This window comes from Candidatus Pantoea gossypiicola (assembly GCF_008632075.1).
Lineage (GTDB): Bacteria > Pseudomonadota > Gammaproteobacteria > Enterobacterales > Enterobacteriaceae > Pantoea > Pantoea gossypiicola.
The window spans coordinates 1-14748 of the sequence record NZ_VWVM01000014.1 but is presented as its reverse complement, the minus strand read 5'-3'; the positions used below and the strand labels follow the sequence as shown (position 1 = coordinate 14748).

Annotated in this window: 12 protein-coding genes and 1 riboswitch; of the genes, 3 read left to right on the top strand and 9 right to left on the bottom strand. The window is 57.0% G+C overall.

The window, feature by feature from the left end:
* From thiQ to sgrR, 4 genes are all read right to left on the bottom strand, one after another.
* Window positions 1–702, bottom strand: coding sequence for a thiamine ABC transporter ATP-binding protein ThiQ (thiQ, locus tag F3I20_RS16930; protein ID WP_150010853.1), 702 nt, complete (start codon window positions 700–702; stop codon window positions 1–3).
* Entirely contained in the window at window positions 689–2296 is a 1608-nt protein-coding gene (gene thiP / locus F3I20_RS16925) for a thiamine/thiamine pyrophosphate ABC transporter permease ThiP (RefSeq protein ID WP_150037636.1), read from the bottom strand. Before thiP ends, thiQ begins: the two co-directional genes overlap by 14 nt.
* On the bottom strand, window positions 2272–3258 hold the full coding sequence (thiB, locus tag F3I20_RS16920; RefSeq protein ID WP_150010849.1) for a thiamine ABC transporter substrate binding subunit: 987 nt from the start codon (window positions 3256–3258) through the stop codon (window positions 2272–2274). The genes thiP and thiB overlap by 25 nt, the downstream gene beginning before the upstream one ends.
* Window positions 3259–3304: 46 nt before the next feature.
* Window positions 3305–3407: riboswitch (TPP riboswitch) on the bottom strand.
* A 35-nt stretch (window positions 3408–3442) separates the two neighbouring features.
* Entirely contained in the window at window positions 3443–5104 is a 1662-nt protein-coding gene (sgrR, locus tag F3I20_RS16915) for an HTH-type transcriptional regulator SgrR (RefSeq protein ID WP_150010847.1), read from the bottom strand.
* 253 nt (window positions 5105–5357) lie between these two features.
* Between sgrR and F3I20_RS16910 the strand changes: the two genes are divergently transcribed.
* Entirely contained in the window at window positions 5358–6536 is a 1179-nt protein-coding gene (locus tag F3I20_RS16910; RefSeq protein WP_150010845.1) for an MFS transporter, read from the top strand.
* 233 nt (window positions 6537–6769) lie between these two features.
* On the opposite strand, the gene leuD is transcribed toward F3I20_RS16910, so the two are convergent.
* The 5 genes from leuD to leuL all read right to left on the bottom strand — a co-directional run bounded on the left by leuD (window position 6770) and on the right by leuL (window position 11620).
* The gene (leuD, locus tag F3I20_RS16905) at window positions 6770–7375 is read right to left on the bottom strand and encodes a 3-isopropylmalate dehydratase small subunit (RefSeq protein ID WP_003854779.1); all 606 of its coding nucleotides are present in this window, start codon (window positions 7373–7375) and stop codon (window positions 6770–6772) included.
* Window positions 7376–7378: 3 nt separating this feature from the next.
* Window positions 7379–8785, bottom strand: coding sequence for a 3-isopropylmalate dehydratase large subunit (gene leuC, locus F3I20_RS16900; RefSeq protein ID WP_150010843.1), 1407 nt, complete (start codon window positions 8783–8785; stop codon window positions 7379–7381).
* Between the two features lie 4 nt (window positions 8786–8789).
* Complete coding sequence (leuB, locus tag F3I20_RS16895) at window positions 8790–9881, bottom strand: 3-isopropylmalate dehydrogenase (protein ID WP_098051507.1); 1092 nt, start codon at window positions 9879–9881, stop codon at window positions 8790–8792.
* Window positions 9882–9883: 2 nt separating this feature from the next.
* Complete coding sequence (gene leuA / locus F3I20_RS16890) at window positions 9884–11446, bottom strand: 2-isopropylmalate synthase (protein WP_150010841.1); 1563 nt, start codon at window positions 11444–11446, stop codon at window positions 9884–9886.
* A 90-nt stretch (window positions 11447–11536) separates the two neighbouring features.
* Entirely contained in the window at window positions 11537–11620 is an 84-nt protein-coding gene (leuL, locus tag F3I20_RS24470) for a leu operon leader peptide (RefSeq protein WP_099257765.1), read from the bottom strand.
* Between the two features lie 730 nt (window positions 11621–12350).
* Here leuL and ilvI point away from each other — a divergent pair.
* Both ilvI and ilvN read left to right on the top strand, forming a co-directional pair.
* The gene (gene ilvI, locus F3I20_RS16880) at window positions 12351–14072 is read left to right on the top strand and encodes an acetolactate synthase 3 large subunit (protein ID WP_150010839.1); all 1722 of its coding nucleotides are present in this window, start codon (window positions 12351–12353) and stop codon (window positions 14070–14072) included.
* 2 nt (window positions 14073–14074) lie between these two features.
* The gene (gene ilvN, locus F3I20_RS16875) at window positions 14075–14566 is read left to right on the top strand and encodes an acetolactate synthase small subunit (protein WP_009092152.1); all 492 of its coding nucleotides are present in this window, start codon (window positions 14075–14077) and stop codon (window positions 14564–14566) included.
* Window positions 14567–14748: the final 182 nt, after the last annotated feature.

The following is a 14748-nucleotide window of genomic DNA, read 5'->3' as shown; positions in this document are numbered from 1 at the left end:
TTAACGACGCGGGATGCCGAGCACCTCGGCCTCCCGCGTATCGCCCGATAGCAGCTGTCGGGTCTCCCCATCCCAGTACACCCGTCCATCCACAATCACCACGCTGCGTGGCGCAATCTGCTGTGCATCTTCCAGACTGTGCGACACCATCAGCAGCGTGATGCTGCGCGCTTCGCACACTGAACGCACCAGTTGCAGCATCTCGCCACGCAGCGCCGGATCCAGCGCAGAAAAAGGCTCATCCAGCAGCAGCACCGGACGATCACGCAGCAGACAACGTGCCAGTGCCACGCGCTGTCGCTGTCCGCCCGACAGTTCGCCCGGCAGACGGGTCAGCAGATCGCCTAATCCCACCTGCTCGGCGAGCACCATCAGTTGCTGACGCTGCTTAGCGCTGAGTTTTAATCCCGGATGCAGTCCCAGCGCCATATTCTGCTGCACGCTGAGGTGCGGAAACAGGTTGTTCTCCTGAAACAGCATGGAAACCGGCCGTCTGGCCGGGACGCTGTGAGTGTGCGCCTGGCCGTCAATGATCAGAGTACCCTGTTTCACCGGAAGGAAACCGGCGATCAGGCTCAGCAGCGTGCTTTTACCGGCTCCGCTGGGTCCGAGGATCGCGATGCGCTCGCCGCGTGTGGCACTGAGGCTGAAGCGCATCGGCAGATGCTGATAAAGGTAAGTGAGGTTATCAAGTGTCAGCATGGCGGCCTGGTAATTTTTCCATTAGCGTGAACAGCAATAAGCAGAGCAGCAGCAACAGCAGGGCAGTGACCGCGCCATCTGCGCCGCGATAGGCACCAATCTGCTGATAAAGGTAGAACGGCAGCGTGCGGAAGTCGGCGCTGCCAAACAGCGCCACCACGCCAAAATCACCAATCGACAGCACGCAGGCAAAGGCCAGTGCCTGAGCCAGCGGACGCTTCAGCGCCCGCAGCTCAATCAGCCGCAGACGGTTCCAGCCGTGGATATCCAGAGAATCGCAGAGTCTGCCATAGCGCTCTGCGACATCCCGCATCGGATTTTCCAGCACTTTCAGCGCATAGGGAATAGCGATTAGCGCATTGGTAAAGATCACCAGCCCGTCGGCCGACTCGGGCAGGCCGATGGTGGCGTTGAACAACAGGAAAAAGCCGGTGGCGAGCACAATGCCTGGCATCGCCAGTATCAGCATGCCGCTGGTGTCGATCAACTGTGCCGCCGCCGGACGCTGACGCAGACGCAGTTCCCGACTGCTCCACAGCAGCATCATGGTCAGCACCACACAGATCAGACCGGCACCGATGGCGATGCGCAATGAAGTCAAAGTGGCCTGCCATAGTGCAGGCTGTGCCAGCGCGCCTCGCACTCCACCGTGCAGACCATCGACGATGACCGCCGCCAGCGGAGGCAGCAGCAGGATCAGCGCCAGCCCGATCAGCAGCGCATCCATCAGCTGTGCCGCACGGGAATCCTGCGGATCGCGCCAGCCGTTCAGCTGGCTGGTTCCCGCGGGAATCGCTTTGCTGAAGCGCTGGCTGAGTAGCACCAGCGTCAGACAGCAGCCGAGCTGGATCAGCGCCAGCAGCGCCGCACGTCCGGGATCGTAGTCATAACTCAGCGCCTGGAATATCGCCAGCTCAATGGTGGTGGCCTGCGGACCGCCGCCCAGCGACAGCACGGTGGCAAAGCTGGCGAAACAGAGCATAAAGATCAGCGCGCCGGTCGGCAGCAGCTGACGCCGCAGCCACGGCCACTCCAGCAGACGAAAATGGTGCCAGCCGCGCAGGTCGAGCTGTGCCGCCAGCTGACGCTGTTCCGCCGGGATGCTCTCCAGCGCCTGCAACATCAGGCGGGTCGCCAGCGGCAGGTTAAAGAAGACGTGCGCCAGCAAGATGCCCGACAGGCCATAGGGCGAGAAGTAATAACCGATGCCGAGCAGCTGGCACAGATGCGCCAGCCAGCCATTGCTACCGTAGACGGTCAGCAGCCCAAACACCGCGACCAGTACCGGCAGCACCAGCGTCATGGCACACAGGCGCAGCAGCAGCTGGCGGCCTGGGAAACGACGTCGATAGAGCGCCCGCGCCAGCGGCACTGCAGGCAGCAGCGACAGCAGGGCGGAGAGCAGCGCCTGAGCGAAAGAGAACGCGATAACGTGATGCAGGTAGTCATCCTGCAGCACGCCACGTAAGTCCGTGTCCGGCGCGGCGCGCCATAGTGCGCCGAAGGCCAGAAACGCCACAAGTGTCAATAACGCTGTGGCGAGGGAACCGGGAATCAGCCAGCGCGGCATCAGCGGCTGACGGCGCGTTGCCACTGGCTAATCCAGCCCGAGCGCTGGCTGGCAACCTCTTCCGGCGAGAACTGCAGGGCGGTAGAAGGCACAGTAAGCGCCGCGAAACCGGCAGGCAGTGGCGTGTCGATCACCGGGTACATCCAGTTGCCGGTGGGGATGGTGCGCTGGAACGCAGGCGAAACCATAAACGTCATGAACTGCTGCGCCAGCGCTGGCTGTTTGCTGCTGGCTAACTGCGCGGCCACTTCAACCTGCAGATAGTGTCCTTCGGCAAAGGACGCGGCAGCGTAGTTCTCTTTCTTCTCTTCGATGATGTGATAAGCCGGTGAGGTGGTGTAGCTCAGCACCAGATCGCCTTCGCCCTTGAGGAACAGGCCATAGGCTTCACTCCAGCCCTTCGTCACCGTCACGGTTTTCTGCGCCAGCTTTTGCCAGGCCTGAGGAGCCTGATCGCCATAGACCTTCTGCATCCACAGCAGCAGACCTAAGCCGGGCGTGCTGGTGCGGGGATCTTCGTAGATCACCCGCCACTTCTCCGGACTGTCGACCAGCGCTTTCAGGCTTTCTGGCGGATTTTTCAGCCGGGTTTTATCATAGACAAAGGCGAAGTAGCCATAATCGAACGGCACGAAGGTGGTGTTGTGCCAGTCATCGGGCAGTTTTAATGTCGAGGTGTCGACCTGACTTTCGGCAAACAGGCCGGTTTTCTGCGCGGCCTGCACCAGATTGTTATCCAGCCCCAGCACCACATCCGCTTTACTGTTTTTGCCTTCCATGCGGACGCGGTTCAGCAGCGAGACGCCATCTTCCAGCGTGACGAATTTAAGCGCGCAGTTGCACTGGGCTTCAAAGGCTTTTTTAACCGCCGGGCCAGGGCCCCAGTCGGCGGAGAAGGAGTCGTAGGTGTAGACCGTGAGAACCGGCTTAGCCGCCAGAACGGGGGCGGAGAGTAACAGCAGCACCGGCAGAACTTTGTTTAACACTTTGCGCTCCTTCAGGAGAATAGGGGATGAGTCGCAAAGGATCTGAGCACAGAGGCCTCTCAAATCCCTACGTCGGTATTAACCGAATCAGGTTCGACGGGTCTCTCTCAGCGGCTTGCTTGTGGCAGGCCGCACCCCGTTGAGAACATCACATTCTAGTCATTTCAGCGCCAGGGCGAAAGCGTCACAGCGCCGGTGGCGCAAACCAGGCTGATTTAAAATCAAACCAGCCCAGGGTATTCATCCGCACACCGCGCATACTGCGCTGGCCTTCCAGCAGCAGCCAGTGGTGAAACAGCGGATGCAGACCGGCTTCTTCAACCAGCTGTTTGCTCCATTCGGCCAGCGGCAGGGTTTTCTCGCGCCAGCGGGCCGCATCGCCGTGCCAGTCGATCGGCAAACAGTGATGCAGTAGCGGAATCTCATAAAGCTGCGCGAACAGCGAATAATTCAGCGGCAGGGTGAAGTTTACGCTGCCCAGCCAGATATCACTTTCCGCGTCGCCCTGATACCAGCTTTCGTAGCTAATCTCACGGGTCTCCAGCGTGACGCCATGCGCTGCCAGCAGCGGACGCAGCGCATTAGCGATGCCTTCATGCTCCACGTGCTGGCTGTACCAGGTCAGCGTCAGGTGGGTTAAGCCGGGCGGTTTTTCCACTGGCGTCAGGTCGCGCCGGTGATGCCAGCGCGGCAGCAGGCCATACGCCGGAAACCAGTAACGCTGATAACCAACACCGGCATGATTGAGCAGAGCGATGGGGTTAAAGAGGTAACTGACCCAGCGCCGTACCGCCTCGTTGCGACCCTGCTCTGAACGCTGATCGAACAGCAGATAGTAGCAGCCCTCTTCAAGGCGGCTCTCCTCCTGAATCTCATCAATGCTGTCACCCTGCAGACGGACACCGGCATAGACCAGTTCATCGCTGATGTCGGGCAGTACCCAGATAGAGACATCGTCAATCAGGGCGCGAAACCCGAAGTAGTCATCAAACGCTTCGATCTTCAGCTGGCTCTCCTGATTGCGTATCACCCGGTAAGGACCCGTGCCAACCGGCTGGCGGGCAAAATCCCGCAGCGTCGGCCATTCGCGCGGCAGGATCATCGCACTGACGCTGCCCAGCAGCCAGGGTAAACCCTCGTCAGGCTGGCTTAAACGAATGTCCAGCGTCCAGGGGGCAGGTGAGTCAATCTGCTCTATATGGCAAAAGAGAGGATGGGAGCGCTGACGCTCCAGCGTGGCGAGCACATCCTCCATCTCCAGTTCTCTGCCGTGATGGAAGCGAATCGCCGGACGCACAAAGAAACGCCAGTGAAGCGGAGAGGTCTGCTGCCAGTGGTGTGCAATATCAGGCTCGATTTCCCCGTTTTCCTCATTTATCCGGGTCAGGCCATTAAAAATCTGGCGGGCAATATGCGTTTCCGAGCGCCGCAGTGCTGAACCGGGTAGCAGGTTAAGCAGCGGACGATAGTAGAGCACCCGCAGGATATGCTTGCCCTGGCGGAAACTGCGTCCCAGGTGCGCCCCAATCATCTGCCGCACCTGGTTTTTATCGCCCACCAGCTGGACCAGTTGATCGATGCGATCCTGTTCCAGCAGATCCTCAGCACGCTGCTGCTGCAACGCCAGGCCGGTATAGCAGAAGGAGAGCTGCGAACGTCTGCCGCGCCCGGCTTCCGCCTGCCAGATCAGCCAGCCAGCAGCCTGCATCCGGTTGAGCAGATTACGCATATGACGTCGGGAGCAATGCAGCAGATCAGCCAGTTCATTGAGGGTAATCTCCTGCGATTGCCCCTTGCAGCTCTGCCACAGGCGAATGAACTGCTGCTTCAGACGTGATGATGACATAAAAGGGGAACTCCTGGTAAAAAGCGCTCTGTTTTTTCTACCTCATTTTAAGAGCAAACTTTGCGCTATGGGAAGAGCGGGAGGCATTCAGCAATGAATGGCGTTCGACCCTCACTTCGCTGTTCAGTGGAGTGCTTTTCTGAGTAGGGTGCATTTACACCGCCAGCAGATGATCTCTGCTGGCTTTTTTCATGTTGCGCGGTATCGTCTACCCTTCTTTTTCCCCTCTGTTTGTTCTGAAAGGGATTTCGCTATGAAATCGCTGTTAACGCGGCAGCGCCGCATCAATCCGGTTTACCTCGCTTTTATGGTCGCCTCGTTCATGCTGGGTATCGCGGGCGCATTACAGGCACCGACGCTCAGCCTGTTTCTGACGCGCGAGGTGCAGGCGCGGCCCTTCTGGGTCGGGCTGTTTTTTACCATCAATGCGGTGGCCGGTATCGTGGTGAGTATGCTGGTGGCTAAGCGCTCAGACAGCGTCGGCGATCGTCGTCATATCATTCTCTTTTGCTGCCTGATGGCGCTGGTGAATGCGCTGCTGTTTGCCTTTACCCGCCACTATCTGACCCTGCTGACGCTGGGTGTGCTGCTGTCGGCGCTGGCCAGCGTCTCTATGCCTCAGCTGTTTGCGCTGGCGCGGGAGTATGCCGATCAGTCAGCGCGTGAAGCGGTGATGTTCAGTTCGGTGATGCGTGCGCAGCTGTCGCTGGCGTGGGTAATCGGGCCACCGCTGTCCTTCGCGCTGGCGCTGAACTACGGTTTTGTGACGCTGTTTATGGTGGCTGCCGCACTGTTTCTGATCTGTATCCTGCTGGTCTGGTTCACGCTGCCGTCTGTGCCACGCACGCAGCCGCTGATGCAAAGCGGCGGGCTACCGATAAGCGGCTGGCGCGATCGGGATGTGCGGTTGCTCTTCATCGCCTCCGTCGTGATGTGGACCTGCAACACGATGTATATCATCGATATGCCGCTCTATATCAGCACCACGCTGGGGCTGCCGGAGAAGCTGGCCGGTCTGCTGATGGGGACGGCGGCCGGGCTGGAGATTCCGGTGATGCTGCTGGCGGGACATTACGCGCGTCGCATCGGTAAGCGCAGGTTAATGCTGATTGCGGTAGCCGCCGGCGTCCTGTTTTATCTGGGGCTGGTGCTGTTCAATTCCCGCACCTCGCTGATGGTATTGCAGCTGTTTAACGCGGTATTTGTCGGGATTATTGCGGGTATCGGCATGCTGTGGTTCCAGGATCTGATGCCCGGGCGGCCCGGCGCGGCGACCACAATGTTCACTAACTCGATCTCGACCGGCATGATTCTGGCCGGGGTGATTCAGGGAACGCTGAGTGAGCGGCTGGGGCATGAGGCGGTTTACTGGCTGGCATTCGGGCTGGCGATTGTGGCGCTGGTGATGTCGGCGCGGGTGCGCGACGTATAAAAGAGAAGGGCGACCGGATGTCGCCCTTATTTGAAGTTACTCAAAAAATCTGGCCCAGCCATCTGTGATATCGAGCCTGCTCAGGGAACACGGTCAGATCGGAAAGTCGCTTAAGCCAATCCCTGGCCGCTCGGCCCGCGCCGTCCATGGCGCGGGACGCTTTCCTCCTCTGCCCGTGTTCCCTGCGCGTTAAACTTAATCGTTGCTGCCTGATTAGGCCTTCTTTAACGCAATCAGCGCAGGAATGCGGGCTGATTCTGCTCATACTGCGAAATAGACGCTTCATGCTGCAGCGTCAGACCGATGCTGTCGAGGCCGTTGATCATGCAGTGGCGGCGGAAGCTGTCGAGTTCAAACGGATAGACTTTATCGCCCGCCGTGACCGTCTGCGCTTCCAGATCGACCGTAAAGCTGATGCCTGGCTGAGCCGCAACCAGCCGGAACAGCTCATCCACTTCCTCTTCGCTTAATTTCACCGGCAGCAGTTGGTTGTTAAAGCTGTTACCGTAAAAGATATCCGCGAAGCTCGGCGCAATCACCACGTGGAAACCGAAATCCGTCAGCGCCCAGGGCGCATGCTCACGTGATGAGCCGCAGCCAAAGTTCTCGCGTGCCAGCAGGATGCTGGTGCCTTTGAACTCTGGCTTGTTCAGCACAAAGCCGGGCGTCGGCACCGTACCGGCGTCATCTTCAAAGCGCCAGTCATGGAACAGATGCTGACCGAAACCGGTGCGGGTGACCTTCTGCAAAAACTGCTTGGGAATGATCGCGTCCGTATCGACGTTCGCGGCATCCAGCGGCGCAACAATGCCGGTGTGCTGAGTAAATTTATTCGCCATGACTTAAGCTCCTGTCGTCAGTTCACGGATGTCGGCAAAGTGGCCGGTCACGGCAGCCGCCGCGGCCATCGCCGGGCTGACCAGATGGGTACGTCCACCACGGCCCTGACGACCTTCAAAGTTACGGTTGCTGGTTGAGGCACAGCGCTCGCCCGGATTCAGGCGGTCATTGTTCATCGCCAGACACATTGAGCAGCCTGGCAGACGCCATTCGAAGCCCGCCTCCAGGAAGATTTTATCCAGACCTTCCGCTTCAGCCTGCGCTTTTACCGGGCCGGAACCTGGCACCACCATCGCGACCACGCCAGGCGCGACTTTGCGGCCTTTGGCGATAGCGGCGGCGGCACGCAGATCTTCAATGCGCGAGTTGGTGCAGGAGCCGATAAACACTTTATCAATCGCAACATCGGTCAGTTTGATGCCTGGCTGCAGATTCATATACGCCAGCGCTTTTTCCGCGGAGGCGCGCTCAACCGGATCGGCGAATGAGGCCGGGTTCGGGATCACCTGATCAACGGCAATCACCTGACCCGGGTTGGTGCCCCAGGTGACCTGCGGTGCAATCTCTTCAGCATGCAGCGTCACTACCGCATCATACTTCGCGCCTTCATCTGACTTCAGGGTGCGCCAGTATTCAACGGCCTGCTCCCATTTCTCGCCCTGCGGTGAGAACTGACGACCTTTCAGGTAGTTGAAGGTAGTGTCATCCGGTGCCACCAGACCCGCTTTCGCACCCATCTCAATCGCCATGTTGCACAGGGTCATACGACCTTCCATGCTCAGCGCCTGAATCGCCGGGCCGCAGAACTCAACCACATAGCCGGTGCCGCCTGCGCTGCCGGTTTTACCGATGATCGCCAGCACGATATCTTTGGCGGTAATGCCGGTTGATGCCTGGCCCAGCACTTCAATCTTCATGGTTTTCGCCCGACCCTGTTTCAGAGTCTGAGTCGCAAACACATGCTCTACTTCGGAGGTGCCGATACCAAAGGCCAGTGAGCCAAACGCGCCGTGGGTGGCGGTGTGCGAGTCACCGCATACAATGGTCATGCCTGGCAGCGTCATACCCTGCTCAGGACCGATAACGTGGACGATGCCCTGGAATGGATGATTCAGGTCATACAGCTGTACGCCAAATTCTTCGCAGTTCTTCATCAGCTCCTGCATCTGAATCCGCGCCATCTCGCCCGACGCATTAATGTCTTTGGTCTGGGTAGAGACGTTGTGATCCATGGTGGCAAAGGTTTTGCCCGGCTGACGCACCTTGCGTCCGTGTGCGCGCAGACCATCAAAAGCCTGTGGCGAGGTGACTTCATGGATCAGGTGGCGATCGATATAGAGTAACGGCGTTTCGTTCGGCGCTTCGTGGACGACATGTGCATCAAATAACTTCTGGTATAAGGTTTTCATTTTTTTATTTTTCCTCGGCGATAAAGCGGGCAATGATGCTGCCCATCTCATCTGTGCTGACCGCAGGGCCATCACCGGCTAAATCTTTGGTACGGTAGCCCTGTTCCAGCGCACGGCTGATGGCGCGCTCGATACTGTCGGCAGCGGCATCGGCATTCAGGCTGTAACGCAGCAGTAATGACAGCGACAGAATCTGGGCGACCGGGTTAGCAATGTTCTGTCCGGCGATATCCGGTGCTGAACCACCCGCCGGTTCGAACAGGCCGAAGCCCGCTTCATTCAGGCTGGCGGACGGCAGCATACCCATTGAGCCAGTGATCATGGCGCACTCATCAGACAGAATGTCACCGAACAGGTTGGAGCAGAGCAGCACGTCAAACTGCGACGGGTCTTTGATCAGCTGCATGGTCGCGTTGTCGATATAGATGTGGCTCAACTGCACGTCCGGATACTCTTTCGCCACTTCATTAACGATTTCACGCCACATGACTGAAGTCTGCAGGACGTTGGCTTTGTCCACCGAGGTCACTTTATTGCGGCGTTTACGCGCAGACTCAAACGCGATACGGGCGATGCGCTCAATTTCGAAACGGTGATAGACCTCGGTATCAAAGGCACGCTCTTCCGGGCCGCTGCCTTCGCGTCCTTTCGGCTGACCAAAATAGATGCCGCCGGTCAGTTCACGCACGCACAGAATGTCGAAGCCTTTCGCGGCGATGTCGGCGCGCAGCGGGCAGAAGGCTTCCAATCCGCTATAGAGCGCCGCCGGACGCAGGTTACTGAACAGCTTAAAATGCTTGCGCAGCGGCAGCAGTGCACCGCGTTCCGGCTGTGATGCGGGGGGTAAATGCTCCCACTTCGGACCGCCAACGGAGCCAAACAGGATCGCGTCGGCCTGCTCGCAGCCTGCAACAGTTGCGGGCGGCAGGGGTTCGCCGTGCTGATCGATAGCAATGCCGCCGACCGCATATTCCTGGGTGGTAATCTGCATATCAAAGCGCTGACGAATGGCATCGAGCACTTTCATCGCCTGGGCCATCACTTCCGGACCGATACCGTCGCCGGGTAAAACTGCGATATGAGAGGAGGTGGACATAGTTATACAGTTTCCTTCTGATCTTTAAATTTGCGCTGCAATTCTTGTTCAACCTGACGGGCACGCCAGATATTGTTCAGGGCATTGACCATCGCTTTCGCAGAGGACTCGACAATATCGGTCGCGAGACCAATGCCGTGGAATTTACGGCCGTTGTAGCTCACAACGATATCGACCTGACCCAGCGCGTTTTCGCCGTGGCCTTTCGCGGTCAGCTTGTAGTTAACCAGCTCAGCGTCAAACTGCGTGATGCGGTTAATCGCCTGATAGACCGCATCAACCGGACCGTTACCGGTAGCGGCATCCGATTTAGCAACATCACCGCAGCCCAGGTTCACTGAGGCGGTAGCAGTCATGCTGGAACCGGTCTGGACGTTAAATTCGTGCAGCTGGAAGTGCTCCGGCTCTTCATTCTGTTTGTTGATGAAGGCCAGCGCTTCCAGGTCGTAATCGAAGACCTGACCTTTTTTGTCAGCCAGTTTCAGGAAGGCGTCATACAGGGCATCCAGATTGTAATCCTGCTCTGCATAGCCCATCTCTTCCATACGATGTTTTACTGCCGCACGGCCTGAGCGTGAGGTCAGGTTCAGCTGGATTTTGTGTAAGCCAATCGACTCTGGCGTCAGGATTTCATAGTTCTCGCGATTCTTCAGCACGCCATCCTGATGAATGCCGGAGGAGTGGGCGAAGGCGTTGGAACCAACGACTGCCTTGTTAGCCGGAATCGGCATGTTGCAGATCTGGCTGACCATCTGGCTGGTGCGATAGATCTCCTGATGATTGATTGTGGTATGCACGTTCATGATCTGCTGACGGGTTTTGAGCGCCATGATCACCTCTTCCAGCGCACAGTTACCGGCACGTTCACCCAGGCCATTCATTGTGCCTTCAACCTGACGTGCACCAGCCTGAACGGCAGCCAGGGCGTTACCGGTTGCCATCCCCAGGTCGTCGTGGGTGTGGACAGAGATAATCGCTTTGTCGATGTTGGGAACACGGTTCATCAGCTCACTGATGATGTGAGCATATTCGCCTGGCAGGGTATAGCCAACGGTATCCGGGATGTTGATGGTGGTTGCACCGGCGTTAATCGTCGCTTCAACCATCCGGCACAGGTCATCAATTGGCGTACGGCCGCCATCTTCACAGGAGAACTCAACGTCACTGGTGTAGTTACGTGCACGCTTCACCATATGCACCGCACGCTCAATCACTTCTGGCAGCGTGCTGCGCAGTTTGGTGGCGATATGCATCGGTGAGGTAGCGATAAAGGTATGAATACGGAAGGCTTCGGCAACGCGCAGTGATTCGTACGCCGCATCAATATCCTTTTCCACACAGCGGGCCAGACCGCAGACCCGGCTGTTTTTGATGGTGCGCGCAATGGTCTGTACGGATTCAAAATCGCCGGGTGAGGAGACCGGGAAACCCACTTCCATCACATCCACGCCCATACGCTCCAGCGCTAAGGCAATCTGCAATTTTTCTTTCACACTCAGGCTGGCCTGTAATGCCTGCTCACCATCGCGCAGAGTGGTATCGAAAATAATGACTTGCTGGCTCATCGTATTCATCCTTTTGCTTTTTTCGGGCCTGGCAACGAGCATAAAAAAACCCGCGACAGGCGCGGGTTTTTAACTTTCAGCAGGTTTGAATCAGTGTTTGATTCCGCCCACAAGTCTACCGCGCAAGCTGAGTGCGTTTAGTAGTAGACCGAGAAGGCGAACAGAACGAAACATGGATTCAAACCTTATAAAATATTGTGCTGTACATATTGGTACTGGAATCGCTCAGGGATGTCAACCTTCAATGCAGGGGTATTCTCCGGGACGATGAAGGAAGATATTCTGTTATTTACCGGTCAGGCAGCGTAATGAACAGCGCCTCAGTCTCGGCAGAGGCCATCAGCGCCAGAATGCGGGGTCTGGTTGTCGACTTTTGAATTTATTTTATTGAAATTAAAAGGATTTATTTTTCTTGCGCTCTGGGGTGGCACAGCATTTATCACCTGTCGGTTAGCATAATCCAATGCATTTCATTGATTTACTGGTTAATTACGCCAGAAAAGAAAAGTGTCAGGCGATTGTGGGCTATTGCAGCCGGTAATAAGTTTTCGTTATTTCTTAGATCACGCTGAAAATAATTTCGGACCCAGCATTTTCCTCTGCGGTTCTGCGACGTAATTAGTTTAATCCGCGCAGCCAATTCTTATCAGGCAGAGCCTTTATGTCCCGGCCTTTTAATTTACGCGGGTTTACGGTTTGCCTGCCCGGTTAACTGCGGTTATGGTAATTGACCTACTCTCAGAACAATGAACTCAACAGATTTCTCTGTAACAGGACAGCGGCACATGTTTTCGCTGTCGTGCATAAACATAAGATTTTGATTGGCAAAGCAGGCACCAGGGCAACGTGTTACGTACCAGCGGGCGTCGTAACCGGGCCGGGTCCTCAAGCCTGGAGGCAGAAGATGGAGATGTTGTCAGGAGCCGAAATGGTCGTCCGCTCGTTAATCGATCAGGGCGTTAAGCAGGTATTCGGTTATCCGGGTGGCGCAGTCTTAGATATCTATGATGCGCTGCAAACCGTCGGGGGTATCGATCACATTCTGGTGCGTCATGAGCAGGGCGCGGTGCATATGGCTGACGGCCTGGCGCGCGCTACTGGTGAAGTCGGCGTGGTGCTGGTCACCTCAGGACCCGGTGCAACCAATGCGATTACCGGTATCGCCACCGCCTATATGGACTCGATTCCTCTGGTGATCCTGTCGGGTCAGGTTCCCTCGTCGCTGATTGGCTATGACGCCTTTCAGGAGTGCGATATGGTTGGCATCTCTCGACCGGTGGTGAAGCACAGCTTCCTGGTGAAAAGCACCGAAGAGATCCCAACCGTACTGAAAAAGGCGTTCTGGCTGGCCTCCAGCGGACGTCCGGGACCGGTGGTGATCGACCTGCCAAAAGATATTCTTAACCCGGCTAATAAACTGCCTTATCACTGGCCGGATTCGGTAAGTATGCGTTCTTATAACCCGACCATTCAGGGCCACAAAGGGCAGATTAAGCGCGCGTTGACCACCTTGCTGGCCGCGAAGAAGCCGGTGATTTACGCGGGTGGCGGTGCCATCACCGCAGGCTGCGAAGCAGAACTGTTGCAGCTGGCCGAAAGCCTGAATATTCCGGTGACAACTTCGCTGATGGGGCTGGGCGCGTTCCCGGGCACCCACCGTCAGTGCGTCGGCATGCTCGGTATGCACGGCACGTACGAAGCCAACATGACGATGCACAATACCGATCTGATTTTTGGTATCGGTGTTCGCTTTGATGATCGCACCACTAACAACCTGGCGAAATATTGTCCCAACGCCACGGTGATGCACATCGATATCGACCCGACCTCTATCTCCAAAACCGTAGCGGCGGATATTCCGATTGTGGGCGATGCGAAACAGGTACTGCAGCAGATGCTGGAGTTGCTGGCGCAAAGTGAAAGCCAGCGTGCTGAGAGCCTGCATGACTGGTGGCAGGCGATCGAAGGCTGGCGCAGTCGTCACTGCCTGGAATTTGATCGCACCAGCGACAAAATCAAGCCGCAGGCCGTGATTGAAACCATCAGCCGTCTGACCAAAGGCGATGCGTACGTCACCTCGGATGTGGGTCAGCATCAGATGTTTGCTGCACTCTATTATCCTTTCGACAAACCGCGCCGCTGGATTAACTCTGGCGGTCTCGGCACCATGGGCTTTGGTCTGCCCGCAGCGCTGGGCGTGAAGATGGCGCTGCCGGAAGAGACCGTGATCTGTGTAACGGGCGATGGCAGTATCCAGATGAACATTCAGGAGCTCTCTACCGCGCTGCAGTACGATTTGCCGGTGCTGGTGCTAAACCTGAATAACAGGGTGCTGGGCATGGTGAAGCAGTGGCAGGATATGATCTATTCCGGTCGTCACTCCCAGTCTTATATGGAATCGCTGCCTGACTTCGTGCGTCTGGCGGAAGCCTATGGACATGTCGGCATCGCGATTGAGCACCCGGCTGAGCTGGAAGAGAAGCTGACGCTGGCGCTGGAAATGCTGGCGAAAGGACGTCTGGTGTTTGTGGATGTCACCGTTGACGGTAGCGAGCACGTTTACCCTATGCAGATTCGCGGTGGCAGCATGGATGAGATGTGGTTAAGCAAAACGGAGAGGACATAATTATGCGTCGCATTTTATCAGTTCTGCTGGAGAACGAATCCGGCGCATTATCCCGTGTCGTCGGTCTGTTTTCGCAGCGCGGCTATAACATTGAAAGCCTGACCGTGGCACCGACCGACGATCCGACACTGTCGCGGATGACCATTCAGACGGTGGGCGATCAGAAGGTACTGGAGCAGATTGAAAAGCAGCTGCACAAGCTGGTGGATGTATTGCGCGTGACCGAGCTGGGGCAGGGCGCCTATGTTGAGCGCGAAATTATGCTGGTGAAGATTCAGGCCAGCGGTTATGGCCGTGAAGAGGTAAAACGTAACGCCGAGATCTTCCGCGGTCAGATTATCGACGTGACGCCGACGCTGTACACGGTTCAGCTGGCAGGCACCAGTGACAAACTGGACGCCTTCCTGAATAGCGTTCGCGAGGTTGCCGAAATTGTTGAAGTGGCACGCTCCGGTATCGTGGGCGTTTCACGTGGCGATCGCATCATGCGTTAATCACGCTGCGTCATCATCAATTCTCACCTAACCCGGCGAAATGCCGGGTTTTTTTATTGCCAACTTAAAACCACGTCCTATGGACGTGGTTATCGCCTCGGTTCTGGCTCTGCCTGTAAAGACCTGCCCATGTCAAACTCCTCATCTGTTGTCCCCACAACTGATAAGGAAATTCAACATGA

Excerpts from the sequence above, each read along its gene's own strand:
- thiQ (WP_150010853.1), bottom strand. The coding sequence starts at position 702 with ATGCTGACACTTGATAACCTCACTTACCTTTATCAGCATCTGCCGATG.
- sgrR (WP_150010847.1), bottom strand. The coding sequence starts at position 5,104 with ATGTCATCATCACGTCTGAAGCAGCAGTTCATTCGCCTGTGGCAGAGC.
- F3I20_RS16910 (WP_150010845.1), top strand. The coding sequence starts at position 5,358 with ATGAAATCGCTGTTAACGCGGCAGCGCCGCATCAATCCGGTTTACCTC.
- leuD (WP_003854779.1), bottom strand. The coding sequence starts at position 7,375 with ATGGCGAATAAATTTACTCAGCACACCGGCATTGTTGCGCCGCTGGAT.
- leuC (WP_150010843.1), bottom strand. The coding sequence starts at position 8,785 with ATGAAAACCTTATACCAGAAGTTATTTGATGCACATGTCGTCCACGAA.
- leuB (WP_098051507.1), bottom strand. The coding sequence starts at position 9,881 with ATGTCCACCTCCTCTCATATCGCAGTTTTACCCGGCGACGGTATCGGT.
- leuA (WP_150010841.1), bottom strand. The coding sequence starts at position 11,446 with ATGAGCCAGCAAGTCATTATTTTCGATACCACTCTGCGCGATGGTGAG.
- leuL (WP_099257765.1), bottom strand. The coding sequence starts at position 11,620 with ATGTTTCGTTCTGTTCGCCTTCTCGGTCTACTACTAAACGCACTCAGC.
- ilvI (WP_150010839.1), top strand. The coding sequence starts at position 12,351 with ATGGAGATGTTGTCAGGAGCCGAAATGGTCGTCCGCTCGTTAATCGAT.
- ilvN (WP_009092152.1), top strand. The coding sequence starts at position 14,075 with ATGCGTCGCATTTTATCAGTTCTGCTGGAGAACGAATCCGGCGCATTA.